17 protein-coding genes are annotated in these 21,480 nt (G+C 42.2%); 8 read left to right on the forward strand and 9 right to left on the reverse strand.

Annotated features, from left to right (window positions below; all coding sequences use genetic code 11):
- Positions 1 to 8: 8 nt before the first annotated feature.
- Together fabF and CLV51_RS24790 are read left to right on the forward strand one after the other, a co-directional pair.
- Positions 9 to 1,250, forward strand: coding sequence for a beta-ketoacyl-ACP synthase II (gene fabF / locus CLV51_RS24785; RefSeq protein WP_106530795.1), 1,242 nt, complete (start codon positions 9 to 11; stop codon positions 1,248 to 1,250).
- Between the two features lie 569 nt (positions 1,251 to 1,819).
- Positions 1,820 to 2,830, forward strand: a complete 1,011-nt coding sequence (locus CLV51_RS24790; protein ID WP_106530796.1) for a DUF6268 family outer membrane beta-barrel protein — start codon at positions 1,820 to 1,822, stop codon at positions 2,828 to 2,830.
- Positions 2,831 to 3,053: 223 nt separating this feature from the next.
- On the opposite strand, the gene CLV51_RS24795 is transcribed toward CLV51_RS24790, so the two are convergent.
- From CLV51_RS24795 to CLV51_RS24825, 7 genes are all read right to left on the reverse strand, one after another.
- A complete protein-coding gene (locus tag CLV51_RS24795) occupies positions 3,054 to 3,692 on the reverse strand; it encodes an immunoglobulin-like domain-containing protein (protein WP_158267146.1) in 639 nt (212 codons plus the stop codon).
- Positions 3,693 to 3,720: 28 nt separating this feature from the next.
- The gene (locus CLV51_RS24800) at positions 3,721 to 5,175 is read right to left on the reverse strand and encodes a SusD/RagB family nutrient-binding outer membrane lipoprotein (protein WP_106530798.1); all 1,455 of its coding nucleotides are present in this window, start codon (positions 5,173 to 5,175) and stop codon (positions 3,721 to 3,723) included.
- Between the two features lie 26 nt (positions 5,176 to 5,201).
- A complete protein-coding gene (locus tag CLV51_RS24805; RefSeq protein WP_106530799.1) occupies positions 5,202 to 8,396 on the reverse strand; it encodes a SusC/RagA family TonB-linked outer membrane protein in 3,195 nt (1,064 codons plus the stop codon).
- Positions 8,397 to 8,841: 445 nt separating this feature from the next.
- Entirely contained in the window at positions 8,842 to 9,558 is a 717-nt protein-coding gene (locus CLV51_RS24810) for a LytR/AlgR family response regulator transcription factor (RefSeq protein ID WP_106530800.1), read from the reverse strand.
- Complete coding sequence (locus tag CLV51_RS24815; RefSeq protein ID WP_106530801.1) at positions 9,545 to 10,606, reverse strand: sensor histidine kinase; 1,062 nt, start codon at positions 10,604 to 10,606, stop codon at positions 9,545 to 9,547. The genes CLV51_RS24810 and CLV51_RS24815 overlap by 14 nt, the downstream gene beginning before the upstream one ends.
- A 221-nt stretch (positions 10,607 to 10,827) precedes the next feature.
- Positions 10,828 to 14,088 (reverse strand): S41 family peptidase, encoded by a 3,261-nt coding sequence (locus CLV51_RS24820; protein ID WP_106530802.1) that lies wholly within the window; start codon positions 14,086 to 14,088, stop codon positions 10,828 to 10,830.
- Between the two features lie 103 nt (positions 14,089 to 14,191).
- Positions 14,192 to 14,383 (reverse strand): hypothetical protein, encoded by a 192-nt coding sequence (locus tag CLV51_RS24825; RefSeq protein WP_106530803.1) that lies wholly within the window; start codon positions 14,381 to 14,383, stop codon positions 14,192 to 14,194.
- Positions 14,384 to 14,640: 257 nt separating this feature from the next.
- Here CLV51_RS24825 and CLV51_RS24830 point away from each other — a divergent pair, with 257 nt between their 5' ends.
- The 3 genes from CLV51_RS24830 to CLV51_RS24840 all read left to right on the forward strand — a co-directional run bounded on the left by CLV51_RS24830 (position 14,641) and on the right by CLV51_RS24840 (position 17,620).
- Complete coding sequence (locus tag CLV51_RS24830) at positions 14,641 to 15,174, forward strand: cold-shock protein (RefSeq protein WP_245898943.1); 534 nt, start codon at positions 14,641 to 14,643, stop codon at positions 15,172 to 15,174.
- Positions 15,175 to 15,328: 154 nt separating this feature from the next.
- Positions 15,329 to 16,450: a fatty acid desaturase family protein gene (locus CLV51_RS24835; protein WP_211302114.1), complete on the forward strand. Its 1,122-nt coding sequence runs from the start codon at positions 15,329 to 15,331 to the stop codon at positions 16,448 to 16,450.
- A 282-nt stretch (positions 16,451 to 16,732) separates the two neighbouring features.
- Entirely contained in the window at positions 16,733 to 17,620 is an 888-nt protein-coding gene (locus CLV51_RS24840; RefSeq protein WP_106530804.1) for an EamA family transporter, read from the forward strand.
- Positions 17,621 to 17,699: 79 nt separating this feature from the next.
- Here CLV51_RS24840 and CLV51_RS24845 read toward each other — a convergent pair whose 3' ends face one another.
- The gene (locus tag CLV51_RS24845; protein ID WP_106530805.1) at positions 17,700 to 18,689 is read right to left on the reverse strand and encodes a sterol desaturase family protein; all 990 of its coding nucleotides are present in this window, start codon (positions 18,687 to 18,689) and stop codon (positions 17,700 to 17,702) included.
- Positions 18,690 to 18,892: 203 nt separating this feature from the next.
- On the opposite strand from CLV51_RS24845, the gene CLV51_RS24850 reads away from it, so the two are divergent.
- Positions 18,893 to 19,387 (forward strand): BON domain-containing protein, encoded by a 495-nt coding sequence (locus CLV51_RS24850; protein ID WP_211302115.1) that lies wholly within the window; start codon positions 18,893 to 18,895, stop codon positions 19,385 to 19,387.
- Positions 19,388 to 19,411: 24 nt separating this feature from the next.
- Complete coding sequence (locus CLV51_RS24855) at positions 19,412 to 19,834, forward strand: SH3 domain-containing protein (RefSeq protein WP_106530806.1); 423 nt, start codon at positions 19,412 to 19,414, stop codon at positions 19,832 to 19,834.
- Positions 19,835 to 19,942: 108 nt separating this feature from the next.
- On the opposite strand, the gene CLV51_RS24860 is transcribed toward CLV51_RS24855, so the two are convergent.
- Positions 19,943 to 20,410 carry a hypothetical protein gene (locus tag CLV51_RS24860; RefSeq protein WP_106530807.1) on the reverse strand — a complete coding sequence of 156 codons (468 nt, stop codon included), beginning with the start codon at positions 20,408 to 20,410 and terminating at the stop codon, positions 19,943 to 19,945.
- Between the two features lie 277 nt (positions 20,411 to 20,687).
- On the opposite strand from CLV51_RS24860, the gene CLV51_RS24865 reads away from it, so the two are divergent.
- Positions 20,688 to 21,431, forward strand: a complete 744-nt coding sequence (locus CLV51_RS24865) for a hypothetical protein (protein WP_106530808.1) — start codon at positions 20,688 to 20,690, stop codon at positions 21,429 to 21,431.
- Positions 21,432 to 21,480: the final 49 nt, after the last annotated feature.

The following is a 21,480-nucleotide window of genomic DNA, read 5'->3' on the forward strand; positions in this document are numbered from 1 at the left end:
TAAAAACTATGAAAAGAGTTGTCATTACAGGAATGGGAGCATTATCACCCATCGGGAATAATGTAACGGATTTATGGAATAACCTGGTAGCCGGCATAAGCGGTCCTGCTACCATCACCCGCTTTGATGCCAGTCGCTTCCGGACAAAGTTTGCAGGGGAGCTTAAAGGCTTTGATGCATCGGCACTATTGGATAAAGGCGATGTGCGGAAAACAGATCCGTTTACACAATATGCACTGGTAACTGCTGATCAGGCCATCCGGGATTCCGGGCTGGATTTCAAAAGCATGGACCCTTTTGATACCGGCGTAATCTGGGGCTCCGGTCAGGGTGGTATGCAAACTTTTGAAGAGCAGGTAACAGAATATGTTGAAGGGGATTTTAATCCGCGGTTCAGTCCTTATTTTGTACCGAAGCTGATTACCAACATGGCCTCCGGGCTGATATCCATCAGGCATGGTCTGATGGGCATCAACTATACCACTGTTTCAGCCTGTGCTACCTCCAATACCGCTATTATGGATGCATTAACGTATATCCGTATAGGTAAGGCCAAAGTAATTATCACAGGTGGCTCCGAAGCGCCTATCACTGCGGCTTCTGTAGGTGGTTTCTGTGCCATGAAAGCGATGTCTGTGCGCAATAACGACCCTGCCACCGCCTCCCGCCCTTTTGATGCAGACCGGGATGGTTTTGTAATGAGCGAAGGCGCAGGTGCACTGGTACTGGAAGAATACGAACATGCCAAAGCCAGGGGTGCACACATCTACGCAGAACTCGTAGGCGCCTCCATGACCGCCGATGCATACCACATGACTGCCACACATCCTGAAGGCCTGGGGGCTTTTCAGGCAATGAAGTTTGCGTTGGAAGATGCAGGTATAAATAAGGAAGAAGTAGACTATCTGAATGCCCACGCTACTTCTACTCCTGTGGGTGATCTTAGTGAAATAGCGGCCATTGGCAAGCTATTTGGCACGGCTCCGGCTCAGTTGCACATCAGTGCCACCAAATCCATGACAGGGCATTTACTGGGCGCCGCAGGGGCGATAGAAGCCATTGCCAGTATCATGAGCATACAAAAAGGCATCATCCCTCCTACTATCAATACAAAACAGCTGGATGCCGCCATTCCTGCAGGCCTGCAAATTGTTTTATCGGAGGCAATGGATAAAAAAGTGAATGTAGCCATGAGTAATACTTTTGGATTTGGCGGGCATAATGGGATTGTAGTGTTCAGGAAGATATAAAACAGTACAGGCTGCCTCTGAGAGGCAGCCTGTACTATAAAAAAATCACAGGTGAAATACCAGCTGACTAACCGGTAAATGCCGCTAACATGTTTGATACGATGTCAGACAATTTGGATGCGTAGGGCAATGAAATAATGAGAACACTGTTGTAGTTGGTAGTGCAGCGTTATTAACGCTTTGGCTCAATTTTGAAATTTTTATTTTTGTCAGGCTTAACTTTTTTTCAGATACTTTTTTCATTTTAGATTGATTTATGTGAAATAAAAAAACCGAAGGACAGTAATTGCGGACTAACATAAATACCTTTCTATAATATACTAAAAATACAGCTATTCCATCTAACCTCAAAGGTATTCTACATCACTGCTATAGCCCATTGTATCTTCCTCGTAACGGTTCTCCTCTTCAACTGTAATAAGCCAGGATCCTCATGAAATATAATGAGTATCAAATAAAAGTCGCCTCCTCTCTGCTGTAAATAAAAAATAATTCCACGTAGGGGTGAACAGGGGACATGGTGTCTATCTCTAAAGGTTTAAAAAATTATTTTAATACAATCGTCATTTATGGACATCGTTTTTATCAAAACAGAAGGACCTACACACCTACAACAGTCAGGATTGGCTATGCCACAGCACAAGAGATGGTATATCAGTTTGTTAATTGTCTTGTTTTTATTAACTCCGGCAAAACGCCTATGGGCGCAGCTCGGCGCCACTTCTTTAAACGGACCGGGAATAGCCGTGAGCGTTGATTATTTACCGGCATCTCATTACATCAGGCCGGAAGATAGTGTAAAAACCAAATCCACTACTTCACAGCAACGCTATAATTTTGGCGCCAGCTTTTTACTCAGTAACAAGGTGGATACCGCTACCGGCAAGGTAAGAAACTGGACACTTGCGGCTAGTGGCAGCTACACCAAATTAACGAACGAAAATTACGACCACCAGATTTTCCCATCGGAGCTGCTCGGCACACAACTGGCATTGCAACATTACCGCAGTTTACATAACCGGTGGAGTATGGTAGGCCTCTTATCTGTAGGGCTTTTTACGGATATGGAAAAGATTGATGGAGAAGATATATTTGTAAATGGAGGTGTTTTGTTTGTGAAACAACACAACCGCAGATTTTCATATGGCATTGGTGCTATGTTCACTAATTCCTTTGGCACGCCTATGTTATTACCCGCTTTTTTTATCAGGTGGCAAACGGATAATAAGTTCAGAATAGATATCAACTTCCCCGAAAAAATAAGTGTTGCCAGCTCATTAAGCAAACAAACGGACCTTGCACTGGCGTTTCGTTTGAGGGGTTCCGCCTATGATGTAGAAAAACATCCCGATAACAAACGATTGATGGGCTACTCCGAAATGAGCCTGGGCCTTGAAAATACCTGGCACCTGAATAAGCACCTGGATTTTGTGGCTGCTGGCGGAAGTATTCTTTATAGCGGCGCTACCTTCCAGGAGAAAAAGCTCTCTGAAATGTTCGGGGAAAAACCATTACATCGTTTTGCTACTAATTACTTTTTCAGCACAGGTTTGAGATGGAATTTCCAGCCAAAGCATTAAATAGTTTCAACAAAGTAGTGTGATTCAGTATGGCAAAAAAAAGAAGAGGGTTGAGTAATATCAATCCTCTTTTGTATTATAGCAATAATTTCTCTTCTTAAAAAACAAACGCTGATGCAGCGCGGCTTAACAAGTGTAAGCGAAAAGCTCACTCAAAAAAATTGTCCCGTTAAAACGGGACAATACTCTCTTCTGCTTTTTAGTTTTTCGTGTTTTAAGATCTTTAATTCCTGATAAATGTTCTTACACTGGTACCGAAGTTAGGGTTATGCACTACATATTTCAGTTTAATAGTGCTCCCGCTCCTGGTAATGGAGGTATTGTCTATGCTTAGTTGACCAAGTGGAGTATTCTGCGGTGGCCCCTGGAAGGTCGACGCATCCGTAAATCCGATAAAGAATGGGAAAACAAAAGCAGGATTGTTCAGTACTCCCCCTACATTATCCAGTTGATAAGCACCTGTACCCACCTTCACTATATTAACAGTGGCACCATTTGAAGTACGATGATAAACACCGCTGATATCATCAGCGGGGCTAACAGTAGTCACCAGTACCATCCTGCTGGCAGCGGACCTGTATCCCCATACATTTATAGCATTAAAACTTACAGAATAAAAACCCGTTGTAGAAAGGTCCACATTATTGGATGTGGGCGCAAGCGGGGAGGTTGTATTCGTTATACTATCAAATACAGTAGCTCCCGGATCAGTGTAGGTGCCCCCAACACCAGCAGATACCAATGCACTGCCCTTCAGGGTAATGACCGGAAATGTGGGCGTGACCAGCCTGGTAGATGTCGTTTCTTTTTTGCAGGCACCTATGAGTATGATGATCAGTAGAAAAATATAATAACGCTTCATAATAAACAGCATTTAAGTGATCAGAAAATCAGAAAGTTGCCCACCATACTTTATCATAGATATTGTGCTGTGGCGGTGCTTTGGGGTTGCGGGTCAGTTCTGAAATAGGATATAAGAATACTTCAGGGAAACGTCCCGGTCCAATAATAGAAGCCTGTGAAACGATAAAGAAAGAAGGAAAACCGGTTCTTCTCCATTCTGTCCATGCTTCTATCCCCTGATTACCACACATGGCTGCCCATTTTTGTGTGATGATAGCACCTACTTTCTCATTGATAGTACCTGCTACAGGAAATGCTATTCCGGTTTGTGCAGCATACCCCGTATCGCCTGCAACACCGTATGCTTCAAAGCTTCTATAGATACCTTCGTTATACATGGCCCCTGCATCGCCGGAGAGCCAGCCTCTTGCGATGGCTTCTGCCTGCAGAAAATCAGCTTCATAATCTGTCATGAGCTTCACTGGTGCGCTGGCCGATTTTGTATCATTGGCATTTCCACCGGTAGCAGCCGAAGGAACTGATATAGGTGCACCAGGAGTACCCGTATTAAAACTACCCTGCGGAATAGCTACAAAAGTACCATTGGCTATTGGGGCATAAAAAGCCGCCAGTCTTGGATCGGAGTATTTGTTGAAAAAATCGACAGTAGTAGCACTGGCCACCAGGTTTTGTGTTTTATTCAGCACAGCACCTGCAATAGCGCCATACAAAGGGTTTTGTTGTCCGCCGGTAGCATTGAAATTTTGCAGTGCTGTTTCACCTGGCTGTATAAAAGTTTTTTCGGCCACTGTACCAACGATGGCAGCAGCACGGGCAGGATCTTTTAATGCCAGGCGCAAGCCAATTTTTAATTTCAATGTATTGGCAAAATGCAACCATTTATTCATATCTCCCTGGTAAATAAGATCATCACTACCAGGCGCATTCGGATCATTGGGATTGATCAGTGCAATAGCAGTATCTACCATCTTTGCCAACCCGTCATAAATATCTGTTTGTTTGTCATACTTGGGTGTAATATTAGCTTCTCCCTGCAATGCTTCTGAAAAGGGAATATCTCCCCAGCAGTCGGTGGTTAGCTGAAATGCATAGGCTTTGAGGAGCGTAGCTATAGCTACATACTGCAGCTGCTTGGTAGCCCTTCCTTTTATGATTACCTGTTGCAAATCCTCCATCGCATCGGAGGTAATATTTTGCCACACATTTCCAAAGGCGCCGGGGTCTGGTGAATACTGATCCAGGTTACGGTACTGTGAGGAAGAAGGATTCTGCGTCCAGTACTGACTCCAGACACCTCCATCAATGGCAAGTGTATTACCCAATGCAAAAGTAAGGCCTGACTCCGCAGAGGGCAACAGAAGAGGTACGGGGACATCTGCTGCGTTGTTAGGGTCCTGATTAATATCCAGAAATTTTTTACATCCCGTCTGCAGTATGATGATGGATAACAAAAACGTTATCGGCAATAATATCTTTTTCATCAGATAAAAATTATTTCATGAAATAATCATAAGGTAGCATTCAACTTGATACCGTAGTTACGGAGAGATGGGTTAGATAAAAACTCATATCCCTGCACGTTAGCAGCTCCCTGGCCATTAATTTCCGGATCAGCAAACTGATTGGATTTGGGTGTCCAGATAAACAGGTTATTGCCATAAATCGTTACGGAAAGATTTCCAATGCCTGTACGTTTTATCCACTGATGCGGCAAATCATATTGCAATGATGCTTCTCTTAATTTTATATAACTGGCATCAATGAGATAAGCAGCAGATGGTGCAACCGATGTCCAATAGGTATATGGATGGAATGTTACGCTTGTATTATTCACGTATTTCCCGTTAGCATCCGCATACACGGAATTAGGCCATACATAATCTTTCCGGTCGTTGAAAGCTGTTTCTTTGGTATAACCACCAAATGAAATAGTACTTTTTGTATTGGAATAAAACTGTCCGCCTTGTTTGGTATCAAATAATACACGCAGAATAATACCTTTAAAAGATATAGTAGTACCCAGTGATGCCATGTAATCCGGCAGATAGGTCTTGTAATAGTTGGTACCGTTATTCAATGGCAAACCAGTGCTTTTATCTACAATTATTCTCCCTGAAGCGGAATCAGTTACAAAGCCCTGTCCGTAGAAAGTACCATAAGGCTTACCTACTGCAGCAACTTCACCCATACTGGTGATACCGTTTCCGATAGAGATCTGTGTAAGGCCAGGGGAAATGCTCACCACATTACTCTTTACCCTGTTGTAAGTACCAAAGACTTCTACCTTCAAACCATAGCTGGTATTCACAGGAATACCGCGCACTCCTATTTCCAGTCCTTTATTATTCATCTCTCCTGTATTGATGATAATAGAAGTATAACCGGTAATAGGCGCAATAGGCACTCTCACAATCTGGTTGGTAGATTTGGTGTTGTAAACGGAAACATCCAGTCCCAGCTTATCGCGGAAGAATGACAGTTCCAGTCCCAATTCAGCCGACTGTGTAAATTCCGGTTTTATTTTGCTGTTACCTATCTGGTCATTCCGTGTAAAGCCTGGTATGAGCGTACCATTGCTGGTTATCGGGAATGTTAACTGCCCAAAATCTGAGCTGATAGCTGTTGATGAATAACTGGTAGACAGCAGATAGGGATTGGCATCCGCGCCCACCTTAGCATAGCTTGCACGTATTTTACCGAAGCTAAGCACATCACTGAGAGATTGTTTCTTAAACAATTCAGTGAATACAAAGGCGCCATTAACACTGGGATAGAAGTATGAATTATTATTTGTCGGCAATGTAGAGGAGATATCATTTCTACCGGTAACACCCAGGAACAACATGTTCTTATATTCAAAATCGGCAGAAAAATAAAAGCCATACAGCCTTTTATTAGACAATAAGTTTGTTGTACTTACAGGCCCGTTGGAATTAGTGAGGCTGTAAAAACCAGGAATAATCAAACCTCCGGAAGAATTAGTAGTAGCAAAAAGCTCTGTACGTTTTTCCATCCGTACGTTATTACCCGCCAGCAGCTTCATGTCCAGGTCTTTCGCAATTTTCCGGCCGTAAGTAATAATCAGGTCATGATTGAACTGCATATAGTTAAAAATATCCTGAGAATACTTACCGTTATCCGTCCAGTTGTTAGGAACATAGAAAGGATCAAAAGGTACAAAGTTATATTTTGCGCCCTGTTCATAACGCCTGTCTGTATAAATATCCGCACCTATACGTTCCGTAATATCCAGGCCTTCTAACGGCTTGTAAGAAACTGAAAAATTACCTGTGATACGATCTACTGTATTGGTGTTGGTATAATTCTGTAACAGGAAATAAGGGTTTTTAGTATAAGCCCCATAGTAGCCATAGTACTGGGTTCCGTCTGGTCCCGTAAAAGTACCGTTATATGGATTACTCAGGTCTTTGAAACTTGTAATAGGTGCATCCCTCGGTTGTTGGAAGATGGAGGTGTATACAGAATTACTCTGTCCGCCCAGTGGTAATTTACTGGAGATATTGGAATACCCGATAGTAGCACTACTGGAAAACTTTTCTGAGAAATCAGAAGTACCACTTAAACGTATATTGTATTTATTGAAATTGGTTCCCGGTACAATGCCTTTGTTGTTCAAAGCAGCCACCGATAAGTAATACGTGGATTTATCATTACCACCGGTAAGGGATAAGTTATTGTTCCATGTTTGTCCTTTATCGAAGAAGTCCCTCACGTTATGAGGTAATGCTACATATTTTTTGAGCTGTTGTTTGCCGTTGATGACTTGTCCGAAAGGTCTTTCCTTTCCGTCAAAAGGTTCACCCCAGCTAAAGTTTTCTCTCGGGTCATTGGGTATTGCATCCAGGTTACCTTCTCCGAATTTATTCTGGAAATCGGGCAGTTTGAGGATGCTGGATAACTGGTAGCTGGTACTGAAGTTTATTTGCGCGCGACTATTTTTCTTGCCCTTTTTAGTAACAATCAAAATAGCACCGTTAGAAGCGATACTTCCGTACAAAGCCGCTGCAGCAGGACCTTTCAGCACAGTTACACTTTCAATTTCATTCGGGTTGAGGTCATTTCCGCGGTTACCGTAATCTACCTGGTCATTCAGGAAGTCGGTATTACGTTCGTTATCATTACTCACCGGTACACCATCAATAATAAAGACCGGCTGGTTATTACCTGTGAAAGAAGTTGGTCCGCGTAATACAATGCGGGAAGCAGAGCCAGGTGCATTACCGGAAGTAATATTAAGACCTGCTACTTTTCCTTGCAAGGCATTAATGGGGCTGCTGTTTTCACCAATTTCCGAACTGTTAATTGTAGCTACTGCATACCCCAGGCTTCTTTTTTCCTTTTTAATGCCCTGGCTGGTTACAACAATTTCTGTTAAAGCAGTTTCTGCAAGCGACATAATAACATTGTATTCCCGGCTTGCTCCCACCAGCAAGTCTTGTGTGGCAAAACCAACAAAACTAATTTCCAGTGTATTGCCTGCTGATGCAGTTAAAGTAAAGCGTCCGTCCGCATTAGTTTGTGTTCCCGTATTACTGTTTTTGATTTTCACGGTAGCCCCGGGGATAGGCTGCCGGTCCGTTTTGGAAGTGACCGTACCGGTAATAGTATGTTGCGCAAAACCTAACAATGGAAGTGCACAGACTATTAAAACCAGTAAAACGCTGTGTAATATTCTTTTCATTTCCTGATTTTTATTTGGGTAAAAGAAAGAGGCAGGTTGTTTAGCATCGTTGTAAAAGCGATCGTGTCAACAGCATGGAAGTATGGCTGTATCACGCAGTTATTTTGTTGCATGGCCTACTGATTTTGGTTCTATAGATGCTGAAGTTATTGCGCTACAGGAAATTTTGTTCAATGAATCCACCAACAGCATATCATTGTAAACACACGACAGATTATGGTAGCAGAAAGGTTTTAATAGGGAGATAAGTGTTGTTGATAGGGCGGAAACGTGTTTTACGAGTATGCAATTTTTACAGGGAAACAGCCGTTATACCTGTCATTTGCTCCCGATACGCTGTGCCTGCGGCACATATTGCTTTTTTAAAAATACCTAATCAATTAAATGACGCTATCTACAGGTATGCCAGCAGCACACATTAAATTTTGCAATATTTAATTGATGGCTATAAATCCCGCATGGGAGGCGAGAGCAAACTCATCACCAATTCCTTATAACTTCGGCCAATAGGTAAGACCTTATTGTTAATCTCAATATCTGTGGCGGTAAAGGCGTCCACTTTATCTTTAGCTACGATAAAAGAGCGATGAATACGCAGGAAGTTATTCCTCGCCAGCAGCTCTTCAATTTGTCCTAATGGAAATTTGGTGAGAATGGTTTTTTCTTTTGTGGTGATGCTGATATATTCTTTCAGGCTTTCGATATATAAAATTTCATCGAGATAAATTTTAACCTTCTTCTTGCTCACATTAAAGAAGAGGTAAGGTCTTTCGCTGGTTACGGCGGCTGTTTCCTGTGGGGGTGTATGGTGTGGTTTCAGTTTATTCACTGCCATCAGGAAACGGCTGAACTCTATAGGTTTCAGGAGATAGTCAACTACATTGTACTCATACCCCTGCAAAGCATATTCCTGGTAAGCGGTGGTAATAATAATCTGTGGTGGATTTTTTAATGACCGTATAAAGGGTAATCCTTTTAATTTAGGTAGATGAATATCCAGAAAGATAAGATCAATATTGTTCTCCTGCAGTGTTTCCATAGCGTAGATGGCATCGTTGCAAATACCTTTCAACAGCAGAAAAGGGACCTGTTGGATATAGTCACTCAGCACTTCGGCTGCCAGCGGCTCATCTTCTACTATAATGCAGCTATATCGTTGCATGGCTATTCAGATTTATGGTAAGCACTACTTTAAACACGACGGGCTGATTATCTACCTGCAGGTGGTAGTCTTTATACATCAGTTCCAATTGCCGCCTTACGTTGCTCAGTCCGATATTATCTGTTACAATGTTAGATTCTCCGCTCTCCTTGCTGTTTTCAATGGTGAAAGTAAGTTGTCCTTTATCCAGTTTTATCACCATATGTATAAACGATTCAAAGCGCGTTTCACTCACTCCATGCTTAAAGGCATTTTCTACAAAAGGTAACAACAGCAATGGTGCTATAAATTGTGTATCATTATCAATATACTTCAAAAAAGTGATAGTAAGCCTTTCGTTATAACGGATCTTTTCCAACTCCAGGCAATCATCCAGCATTTTTAATTCTTCTGAAATAGGAATAAAATCTTTCCTGGACTCATATAACATAAAACGCAGCAGCTTAGATAGCTTCATGACTATCTCAGCAGTTTTATCAGATTTTTTTCTGGCTAGCGCATATATATTATTAAGGGTGTTGAAGAGAAAATGAGGATTGATCTGGTTACGCAAAAATTTCAATTCTGTTTCCAGCTTTTCTTTGATCAAACTCTTCTCCCTTTCTTTTCCGGCTAACTGCGATCGTAATAAACTAAGTATCACAGCAGTTCCGCTTACAAACCCAATATCCATTACAGCCAGCAGGATATGGCTAAGATCAAGCAGTGGCTTTCTTTTCAGCATGCCATGATACATGTAGGGATCCAGGTAATAATTAAAAATGATCCGGTACAGCAGTATGCTGAACATAAGTGCAATGGCGGATTCCACTACGATCTGCCATAGCGGGCGACTATCTCTCAGTAGTCCTTTTACAGCTACCAGGAGCATAAAATAAGTGAAGAGCATTTTTGGGATCAGTAGCGTGGCTGCTGCTGCTATACCCGTCGCCAAACGTTGACTTTCAGTTAATCCGGGCAATGCGGGACCTATCCATACAAACTCCAGCAGCGAATCCTGAAACAGGTAAGCCAGCCAGAACAGAATATGTAAGTGTACTCTCTTCATCTCTCTCAAAAATCGGAAAAAACAAAAGATTCATTGAAAAAAACTTACCAACAACCAGTTGTGATGTATAAACAACCAGTTGGAGAAGCTGTTAGCTTTTAGCTGTTAGCGATTAGCTTTTAGTAAAATGCAGCGAAGACATTAACGAGTGATTTTACTATTCGCGAATGTCTTCGCTGCATTTTACTAAAAGCTAATCGCTAAAAGCTAAAAGCTAATTACTATCTTACTTCATAAGGCGGCTGAGCCGGTGCTTTATATGGTTTTGTTTGCAACAATGTTTTCACCTCTGAAATGGCACGTTCAATTTGTGGATCAATACCTTTGGCCATATCTCCCAGATTTTCATCTACTGCAATATCAGGATCTACTCCATATCCTTCGCGGAACCAGGTACCATCGTTATTGAACATACGGAATGAAGGCGCTGTAATAGTGCCGCCATCTACCATTCCAGGTATGTCGCTGATACCAATCAAACCACCCCAGGTACGTGTACCGATAATAGGTCCCAGGCCGGCTTTACGGAAGAAGTCCGGAAAGGCATCGCCTCCTGAACCGCTCCAGCCATTGATCAGCATTACTTTGGGACCAAAGTGCGCATAACCTGGCCATGGTGAAGGTTGGCTGTTACGGGAAGCCCAGTAAGCCAGGGGCTTACGGTTCAGCATTTCAATGAAACGATCAGGAATTTGTCCGCCATTATTAAAACGTTCATCAATGATCAATGCTGCCTTATCCCACTGTGCATTAAACTGACGCATCAATTCATCCTGTCCGTCGATGCCCGTACTAGGCACATAGATGTAACCCACCTGGTTGTTGGTGGCCTCCGCAATGTGTTTGCGGTTATTTTCTATCCATGCTAAATGACGCAGCCGGTAATCCTTTCTCAACGTTTTAACAATAGCAGTTTTAGCCCCATCAAAAGAAGGACGGGTATTATAAGTAAGCTCTACTACTTTATTTGCCTGCGTTTGAAAAGCGCTATATGGCTCCTGTGCAGTAGTAAGTGGTATACCATTCACTGCCAGAATATAATCGCCTTCATGGATATTCACGCATGGTTCATCCAGCGGGTTGCGCACTTCCGCGTTCCAGGGGGCACCACGGATGATGCGTTTGATCTTATAATATTGTCCGTCTGCCTGCCAGTCTACCCCCAGGTAGCCAACACTTTCCACTTTACTATTTTCTACATCACCACCGGAATTATAAGTATGGGAGGCATTCATTTCTCCAATCATTTCATTGATCACAAAGCTTACTTCTTCGCGGGTGCGGGCGCCTTCCAGCAGATGCCCGTACTTTTCCTTCACCAGGTTCCAATCCACTCCGTGCATATGCGGATCATAGAAAAAATCGCGTTCCATACGCCAGGCATCGTTGAATATTTGTTTCCATTCCTCCACCGGATTCACGGTCATCTCCATATCTTCCACTCTCAGCGCGGTATCTACCTTCTGATTTTCTGCTACGTTTATTACGCCATATGTGCCACCAGTAACCAGTATCTTATTTCCACTGGCTGATAATTCGTACTGGCCGGCATCTTTGATGATGGTCTTCACCTCTTTGGTTGCTACATCATAATATTTCAGTGTGGCAGCGCCGCCATCATCTTCTTCTGTGGCCACATTGGATTTGCTGAGGTATAAGATTTTGCCTTTAACAGCACCGAGGCGGGAGTATTTACCACCGGGTATGGGTAATAAAGTTAACCGCGCTTCCATATTGTCGAGGTCTATTTCATTGGCTTCCGGCTTAGTTACTGCCGGTGTTATTTTTTTCTTCTCTTCTTTTTTGGAAGATGCCGGTGTTGTTTTTTCTGCTTTAACAACCACTGTATCATTCTTTGTGCCTAGCAATGAAGGCGTATTTTTTTGCAGTCCTATTACACCAATGACGGTGCTGTTGGCATAGATAAATGTATTGTCGATACCACTGTAAGTGGGATTGAAAGATTGATCTGTTAATACATAGAGGTATTTACCTTCCTCGTCAAATACCGGCCGGCTGCAGTCATAGAAGCCACTTGTTACCTGGTGACGCTGATTGTTTTTTGTATCAAAAAGAAAAACTGCTTCATGTAAATTGTCGAGGTCACGGCTATACGTAACCCAGCGACTGTCTGGCGACCAGCTGAACCGGAAGCCATCAAATACATCCGGCGAATAGTGCAGTGAATTGTCTACTGCAGTAGTTTTGCCCGTTGTAAGATTGAGTACCCAGATCTTTTGTCCCTGGTCTATAAACGCCAACTGCTTGCTATCTGGTGACCAGTAAGGGCGATAGCGGAAACCCGGACCGTAATGCGTAATTTGTTTTGCTTCATTTTCTTTGCCGGCTGTAGCGAGCCACAGTTCATAATCACCGGATTTATCGCTCCAGTAGGCAATGTTTTTACCATCGGGCGACCAAACAGCATAACGTTCTGCCACACCGCTGCTGCGGGTAATGTCTTTTACATAGCCGTTTATGGCGGGTACGGAAAATACATCTCCACGGGCGCTGATCAGTGCACGCTCACCATCCGGACTGATAGCAGCAGCTTGTATGAACTTCGCAGTTTTTTGTGAATGCGGTTTTAATGCACTGAGGTCTGTGGTTATTGTGATTTTCACTTCGGTAGACTGCTGTGTATTTAAAGAGAGCAGGTATAATTTTCCAGCAGCTTCATATACAATATCAGCTGGCCCCAGTGATGGAAAATGAACATCAAAATCCTTGTAGTTAGTTATCTGTTCAAACGTTTTACCGTCTACGTTATAGCGCCAGAGGTTCATTCTTTTTTCTATGCCACGGTCAGAGAGGAAGTAGATAAAATTTTTATACCACATCGGAAACTCGTCGCCGGCTTCGCTTTTAGCAGAAATATTTTCCGACACTTGTTTATCGAAGTCGAAGACATGGATATCTGCTTTCATGCCACCGCGATATCGTTTCCAGTTACGGAAGCTTTGGGTACGGGTGGTGAGTGCCATACTTTTACCATCGGGCGAATACGATCCGAATTCCGCATAGGCCAGTGGTAATTTGGTAGGAGCGCCGCCTGTTTCCGGGATCGTGTAAAATTGGTTGAAACGTTCTTTTGTACTTTCCCTGCCGGAAGCAAAGAGTACCTGTTTGCCGTCGGGGGTCCAGTCCACTACCCTGTCCGGGCCGCCGTATTGGGTCAGGCGGAGTGGTATGCCACCAGCTACCGGTAACACATATACGTCGTTAGTACCATCGTAGTTGGCAGTGTAGGCTAATTTGCTGCCATCCGGCGAAAACTTCGGGAAGGTTTCCACGCCTGGAGGAGAAATTAATTTGATGGCATTGCCACCTGCTTTGGGAACTATCCAGATGTCGTTGGCATAGGAAAATGCAATCTGTGACCGGGATACGTCTGGGTAACGAAACAGGCCTGCATCCACCTGTGCCATAGCATGTATGCCCGCACAGCATGCGAAAAAGATAAGGGTTATTTTTTTCATCATAAGCGATTATAAAATTTTGAGTATAGGGGAAAGCAGTTAGCTATCCCCCATTTATCCTGATAGTCTAATCTATGAAAAAAATGTTTGCTATAAGAAAGGTATCTTATTTACACACCCCGCAGGTGCCTCCATCTTTGCTGCAGTGTTTACAGTATTTGCAATTCTTACAGGCATTACAACCCTTATCACCGGAGCAGGTAGCATATTTACTGCTGTTGTTTAGCATGGCATAACCGGCAATGCTGACAGCGATGATAAAGAGACTGATTAAACCGATCATGTAGGACTTTTTCATAGGTGGTAGATTTTACAGGTGCTGGTAAAGTTTGGGGTATTATAAGCAGATGAATATATTATAATTTTACAGAATATCCAAAACAACTATTAGCAGGAAAGCTAACCTCAACTGTTCCCGCATAATGGTTAAATTATATATATAGGGCCCACACAGCGCATGGTAAGCCGCTTTTCTGATTATTTGCGTCTTTACTAAAAAGATAGAATAGCCCCTGTGGGGAGTCCTGGAGTTATAAGCCGCTAATTAAAAGGCTGATGCAGTTATATTTACGGCTGCTTACGCAAAAAAAGCCGATCTTTGCATTAATCAAAATATATAATCAAAATATGGCTAGATCCCAGGAAACAGTTGGTAAAAAAGAAAAAGAAAAGAAAAAAGCAAAGCAACGCCAGGATAAACAAGAAAGAAAAGAAGAGCGGAAAGCTAACAGCGGTAAAGGTAAGAGTCTTGAAGACATGATGGCTTACATTGATGAAAATGGAAACATCTGTGCAACTCCTCCGGACCCAAGAAAGAAAAAAGTAATTAATGCAGAAGACATTCAATTAGGTGCTACCAAGCATGAGCCTGAAGAGCCGGTTGAATTGATTCGTAGAGGTGTAGTAAAGTTCTTTAATGAATCTAAAGGTTACGGATTTATTATTGATCAGCAAACTCAGGATAGTGTTTTTGTACACATCAACCAGTTAACCGAGCTTATTAAAGAAAAAGACAAGGTTACTTTTGAAGTGGAGAGAGGACAGAAAGGTCCGAGTGCCGTAAATGTGAAAAAGGAAGTTAAAAGTTAAGCCGTAACGGTTTAATTTTTTTGAAATAAATATAATCTGAGCGGTTAACCATAACCGCTCATTTTTGTGCGTGGTAGATTATTAGCAACCTACTTTTACAAGATTTTTGAGGTCCTTTTCAGGACCATTTCATATATACAATAACCCTTATTATATGAAGATCGAAAAAATTGATATTGTCCGCTTTGCCCCACGCGGCAAGGATAGCTTTATTGAAGCAGTCACCTCAAAAGTTAAAGCATACTTCGAAACGAATGATATCTCTCCCTATGCCAACACGGGTATGTGGGTAAAAACAATCGTGATGCTGCTCTTGTATTTTGTCCCCTATATTTTCATAGTTACCGGTTTTGGTGCAAATAATATATGGCTGTTCTTTGGGCTATGGTTCCTCATGGGATGGGGCATGATCGGCCTGGGTACTTCTGTTATGCATGACGCCAATCACGGCACTTATTCCCCCAACAAAAAAGTAAATACCACAATAGGTTATATTCTTGAAATCATAGGTGGTTATACCGTTACCTGGAAAATTCAGCATAATGTGCTGCATCATACCTACACCAATATTGCCGGTCTTGATGACGATATTAATAGTATTGTATTATTGCGTTTATCTCCCAGGCAGCCATGGCATTGGTTCCATCGCTATCAATATATTTACACCTGGTTCTTTTATATGATCATGACATTGTTTTGGATGACAGCAAAAGATTATCTGCAGGTAGTCCGTTACAAACATCATGATCTACTGATCAAACAAAAAGTTTCATTGAAACAGGCGATCTTTCATATTACGTTGTATAAACTGTTTTATTACGGCTACGTACTGGTATTACCGCTGCTGTTTTCCGGCCAGCCCTGGTATTATGTATTGACCGGATTTTTCATTATGCACTTTATCGCAGGACTTTTTCTTTCTTCTGTTTTTCAACCTTCCCACATCATGGAAGCTTCTGCATTTTCATTGCCGGTAACAATTGATGGCACCAAACACATGGAAGACTCCTGGGCAATACATGAGTTAGCCAATACCACCAACTTTGCACCCAACAATCGGATGTTATCCTGGTTTATTGGCGGACTTAACTTTCAAATAGAACATCATTTGTTCACTGGTGTTTGCCACGTACATTACAAAAAGATTGCGCCTATTGTAAAGGCTACCACAGCGGCATTTAAACTGCCTTATCATGAGCAGCCAACTTTTTTCCGCGCCCTGCTGGAACATGGCAGGATGCTAAAAAAACTGGGTAAGAAATCGCTTTACGCGTAACAATCCTTATATTTTTTGATATCATTTCTTGATTTCTTTTTTAGAGATATATTGCTAACTTGTAGCAAATATTTGATCCTGTATGCAGTTCATATTCTCCAACACACCTCCTCCACTGGTTGTTTTGCAAGCAAAATAACCAGCAACATAGTTTGCTTCATGGCTTTTTCTCCTGAAGAAATTTGTAGCTAAGTCTGTTGACCTGGTTGTTTTCGCGTGCACCAATATCTCACAGGAACATTCCTGTTTATTGATGTATCTCTTATAAAACAATCGAAAATAATGACCAGGTATATATTAATGGTGTTTGCCGGCGCATGCAGCTTCGGTATACTATCAACTTTTGTCAAATTAGCTTACCAGGAAGGATTTACGGCGGCTGAAATCTCCGTTACGCAAGCTTTTGCAGGTATGCTGGTGTTGTGGATCGGGACACTGATCTATGGAAAGCATAAAACTGAAACCGCTTCTCTTCGGCTTAAATGGGCCGCACAGTGGCCGCTTTTACTAACCGGGGCCGCCATGGGGTTAACCACTTTCGTTTATTACTGGTCTGTCAGGTACATACCCGCCTCCATAGCGATCGTTATATTGATGCAGTTTACCTGGATAGGTATTTTGCTGGATTGGATTTTCTTTAAGAAGAAACCCGGCCTGATGCAGCTCATCATTACGGTGATCATATTGGCAGGAACCGCGCTGGCGAGTGGATTAGCACAAACCGGTATACATGAAATATCTGTTGCCGGTATACTGTTGGCAGCACTTTCTGCATTGCTATATGCCATTTATATTATTGCCAACAGCAGGGTTGGCAGGCAGCTGCATCCCCTGAAAAAAAGTGTGATCATGACAAGTGGCGCTACATTGGGCATATTTATCGTCAATGCACATAGCCTGGTGGTGAGCACGCATTATAATATTGCCTTGTTAAAATGGGCTGCTTTTCTTTCGTTATTTGGCACTATCATTCCACCTGTTTTATTTGCCAAAGGCATCCCTAAAACAGGAGCAGGTATAGCCGCCATTGTTATGACAGCAGAAATGCCGGTAGCCGTATTATGTTCGCATATTATACTGAAAGAACAGGTAGTGTTGCTGCAATGGATTGGTATAACAATGATGCTGTTGTCAATCGGGCTGTTACATGTGCAGCAGGTGAAGAAGTAAGGTGATAACAAAACAGCATATCTCTCTGCAAGAGATATGCTGTTTTGTTAATCTGACATAAAAAATCATTTCGCCGGGATTAATGCTGTTCCTGTTGCAGAAAAGCCTGCTTTACCAGCTTAGCTGTTTTATGATCACCGGTATGACTCCATCCCGGTGGCATAACGATGTACAGCAGTTTGCTTTTAATGCCGGGTGCTTTCCTTATATCCTTCCACAGGCAATACAATTCACCGAAATAAACATCCCAGAAATTACCGGGGTTCATTTCCCTGGAGATACCGTATTCAATCACCATATCCTTTTTCTCCTGCTGAAAAGTACCGAATACTTTATCCCAGATATTAAGGAGATTGCAAAAGTTAGTATCCATATAAAGCGGGTTCTTGGCATGATGCACGCGATGATGCGAAGGCGTGAGGACAATCCTGTTTAAAAACCCTAAGCGGCCGTCTTTGATGAGGTTTTCTCCCACATGAATAAACGATCCCCAGGTGCCGTCTATAAACATGATGATGAATAGTAATGGCGGATTGACACCTAATAAAATACAGATGCTGGTGCGGATGACATCTGCATAAGGTGCTTCTAAAAAGAAATGTGCATAGGTAACCGACAGGTTCATTGTTTGTGGTGCATGATGGGTGGAATGCAGGCACCAGAATAGTCTTACTTTATGTCCGAAGTAATGATAGATAAAATGTGAAAACTCCCATACCACATAGCCATAAATAAACCAGTACCATTTGAGGGTGGTACCAATCAACGCATATTTTTCCAGCACACCAATACAAAACGCAACTGCTGCAATAGAAATAAACCTTGATATAAATCGATTTATCACAAAGATCAGAAAAGGCATCTTATAATCTTCTATCTTAAATTTTTTGTACACTAAGGCCCGCACAATTTCGAGCAGTAATAAGAAAGGAATTACAGGCGAGATAACAGAAAAAATACCATTCAGTGTGAGCAATGCCTTGTAATTGCCGGTCTGATACATTTCTATTAATTGCCCGATGCCGAGAAAGCCGATAAGTTCCTGGTATAATGTTTCAAAGAAAGCCATCACAATCGTATTTATTATTGATAAGAGGAATACGCGGAATAATTGATTAGTGGAATACGTTTGTCAAAATACTATAAATATTGGCAATATTTCATGCTACCTAATTTAATGGACAAAATTATTTTTATGCTGAAATTTGACGGTATCCAAAAAAGATACTTAACTTATCAAAAATTTCATTTCATTTATTAAACAACCTCGTCATGACTATGAGAATTAAGCAACTTGCCAGTATTGTCCTTGTAATGGGACTTATGTTAATGGTGGCCTGTAAAGGAAAACCGAAAGATGCCGATATACAGGCAGCTGTAACATCATCGCTGACCGCAATCCCTGGCGTAACCGCTGATGTAAAGGATGGTGCTGTAACTCTTTCCGGCCAGGTAGCCAGTGAAGCCGACAAAACAGCTGCTGAAGCTGCTGCAAAAGCCAGTAAAGATGTAAAAAGCGTTACCAACAACATTACTGTAGCAGCTCCTGTAGCAGCTACGCCACAGGTAGCAATTACCGCAGATGATGCACTTAAGACTGGTGTAGCTGCTGTAGTTAAAGATTTCCCTGGCATCACTGCTGATGTAAAAGATGGTATTATCAGCATCAAAGGAGAATCAACTGCTGCCAAATGGAAAACGCTGAAAATGGCGCTGGATGCACTGAAACCTAAAAGAGTAGACGCTTCTGGTCTTAAAGTAAAATAATTCTTTACTTCAAAAATAACAATCATGGCATTACAGGAAAAATACAAAGAGCTGATTGATGCAGCACAATCTTCAGGCACCACTAACCTGCAGGTAAATGAACAGGATGGTGTATTGCACATAGATGGTGAAGCGCCTACCGGTGCTGTAAAGGATCAACTTTGGGACATCTATGGAAAGATTGATCCTAACTTTCTCACCGGCGATGTAGTGATGAACATCAATGTAGCTACCGCGGTAGCAGGTGCTAAACTGGAAGTAATCACTGATTCTACCAACCTTAACATTCGTAAAGGACCAGGTACCGACCAGCCTATAGTAGGTAAAGCAGCAAAAGGAGAAACCGTATCGCTGATCAGCAAACAAAGCGACCAGTGGTGGCTTATTCGTACCGATGCTGGCGAAGAAGGTTATGCTTATGCACAATACCTGCAACCGGTAGAATAAATAATACTAAAAACCGGCGATGTGGTATAAAAGATACCCTATCACCACTTATATCTAAGGGAATAATTGAACGCTCATTGTTCAGTTATTCCCTTTTTCTGTGTGACGCTAATAAATTTCCAGAATAACAATTTCCATTTTATTGAAGAGAAAGCTATCCCCTGCTTTTTTGTGTTGCAGCAATTTTGCAAGTGGGGTATATGGAGACAAATAAAATATATGCTGCCCTTCTATCAGCTGTTTACCCAATCCTGCTGCTATAAAAAATGATTGCTCCGCACACCGCACCAGGGCGCCTGTTTGGGCTTGCGTGTAAATGATATCCGTATTTACTTCCTGTAACCTGGCCAGCTCTTTTATATTTTCTGCCTGTTGCCGGGCATACATATTTTTTTCCAGGTGCCCCATGGCTCTTCCTGTTTCGTATTTATCACCTGCTGAACTTTTCCCTTCGCTATTGGCAGCCTCCTGCGCATTATCAATAGCTGATTTTGCCATTGCAATACGTTGTGCTATCAGCTGCTGCCCTGTTTGTTTTAAGCTGGTTTTAAAAGCGATCATTTCCTGGCTCGTCATGAATTGTTGATTGAATCATGGTCAAATTAAGGAAAATAAAAATTCCGGCCGATACTATTACCAATATATTGACTCACCCGGCCATCTGTTTATTATTTTTGGAATGGTAGTGCTGTGTTATCGCAGAGAGAATGTATATGCACTGTAACACAATAGCAGCAAGCATTACAGATAATATCATATTTTTTTATTTCTTCAGAAAATAATTCACTTATACCATAGATTTAGTAGGAATAAATATATATTTGGAATAACCTTAAAACCTAAATTCTGTTTTATGAAACACACCAAAATCTATGTTAACTCAACCCTTGCCCTGCTGTTAACAATTGTAACCATTACAAGTTGTAAAAAAGAAAACCTGGAAACGAGACCTGTAGCACCGGAAAAACCTGTAGTGACGCAAGCTGTAGAAGATCACCTTACCATCACGCCGGAGCGGCAAAAGGTGATCGACTTTTTTAACAGGAACAAAAATGCCCGCGGAGACGCCTCGGGTGCGGTAGCAGCTGCCAGTTACCGTTCTTTTACGATTAATTATTCAGGTAGTGTTCCTAACGACATAAAAGCGTTGGTGAACGGAGAAATAGATCAGCTCTACACTACCGGCATTACCAGTACCACTAAATCGCACATGACCGGTGCTCCTATCAATGTATACTCCAGCCCCGGCAGCGGAGATTTGTTCTACACTAACGGGAACGTATACATTGTAAATTTTGCGACCTATCGCAGTGTACATACCGGCCCGGGTAATGTTATCTTCCATGAATTGTTTCACTACCTGCACGACCGTTGGGTGTCTGGGGGCTTTAACAATTCCACCATTTACAATCTTTACAGTAATGCCTACTATTCAGGAGTTTATTCGCCCGGCGATTATGTGATGACGAATCAGGCAGAATACCTGGCAGTATCTTCGGAAGCAAACTATTGTAACACCAACAGACCGCCCTATGATGCGGCCACGCTGAGTTCTTTAGATCCCGATTGCAGAAATTACCTGATCACCAATTTCTAATTATTGTTAATGCATTAAAAAAACGGTTGCTCCCAGGCAGAGAGCAACC

It is taken from the genome of Chitinophaga niastensis, from assembly GCF_003014755.1.
In the GTDB taxonomy this organism is placed as follows: domain Bacteria; phylum Bacteroidota; class Bacteroidia; order Chitinophagales; family Chitinophagaceae; genus Chitinophaga; species Chitinophaga niastensis.

What these genes read in the sequence shown, in the direction of transcription:
- fabF (WP_106530795.1), top strand. Translation starts at nt 9, where the DNA reads ATGAAAAGAGTTGTCATTACAGGAATGGGAGCATTATCACCCATCGGG.
- CLV51_RS24790 (WP_106530796.1), top strand. Translation starts at nt 1,820, where the DNA reads ATGGACATCGTTTTTATCAAAACAGAAGGACCTACACACCTACAACAG.
- CLV51_RS24795 (WP_158267146.1), bottom strand. Translation starts at nt 3,692, where the DNA reads ATGAAGCGTTATTATATTTTTCTACTGATCATCATACTCATAGGTGCC.
- CLV51_RS24800 (WP_106530798.1), bottom strand. Translation starts at nt 5,175, where the DNA reads ATGAAAAAGATATTATTGCCGATAACGTTTTTGTTATCCATCATCATA.
- CLV51_RS24805 (WP_106530799.1), bottom strand. Translation starts at nt 8,396, where the DNA reads ATGAAAAGAATATTACACAGCGTTTTACTGGTTTTAATAGTCTGTGCA.
- CLV51_RS24810 (WP_106530800.1), bottom strand. Translation starts at nt 9,558, where the DNA reads ATGCAACGATATAGCTGCATTATAGTAGAAGATGAGCCGCTGGCAGCC.
- CLV51_RS24815 (WP_106530801.1), bottom strand. Translation starts at nt 10,606, where the DNA reads ATGAAGAGAGTACACTTACATATTCTGTTCTGGCTGGCTTACCTGTTT.
- CLV51_RS24820 (WP_106530802.1), bottom strand. Translation starts at nt 14,088, where the DNA reads ATGATGAAAAAAATAACCCTTATCTTTTTCGCATGCTGTGCGGGCATA.
- CLV51_RS24825 (WP_106530803.1), bottom strand. Translation starts at nt 14,383, where the DNA reads ATGAAAAAGTCCTACATGATCGGTTTAATCAGTCTCTTTATCATCGCT.
- CLV51_RS24830 (WP_245898943.1), top strand. Translation starts at nt 14,641, where the DNA reads ATGCAGTTATATTTACGGCTGCTTACGCAAAAAAAGCCGATCTTTGCA.
- CLV51_RS24835 (WP_211302114.1), top strand. Translation starts at nt 15,329, where the DNA reads ATGAAGATCGAAAAAATTGATATTGTCCGCTTTGCCCCACGCGGCAAG.
- CLV51_RS24840 (WP_106530804.1), top strand. Translation starts at nt 16,733, where the DNA reads ATGACCAGGTATATATTAATGGTGTTTGCCGGCGCATGCAGCTTCGGT.
- CLV51_RS24845 (WP_106530805.1), bottom strand. Translation starts at nt 18,689, where the DNA reads ATGGCTTTCTTTGAAACATTATACCAGGAACTTATCGGCTTTCTCGGC.
- CLV51_RS24850 (WP_211302115.1), top strand. Translation starts at nt 18,893, where the DNA reads ATGACTATGAGAATTAAGCAACTTGCCAGTATTGTCCTTGTAATGGGA.
- CLV51_RS24855 (WP_106530806.1), top strand. Translation starts at nt 19,412, where the DNA reads ATGGCATTACAGGAAAAATACAAAGAGCTGATTGATGCAGCACAATCT.
- CLV51_RS24860 (WP_106530807.1), bottom strand. Translation starts at nt 20,410, where the DNA reads ATGACGAGCCAGGAAATGATCGCTTTTAAAACCAGCTTAAAACAAACA.
- CLV51_RS24865 (WP_106530808.1), top strand. Translation starts at nt 20,688, where the DNA reads ATGAAACACACCAAAATCTATGTTAACTCAACCCTTGCCCTGCTGTTA.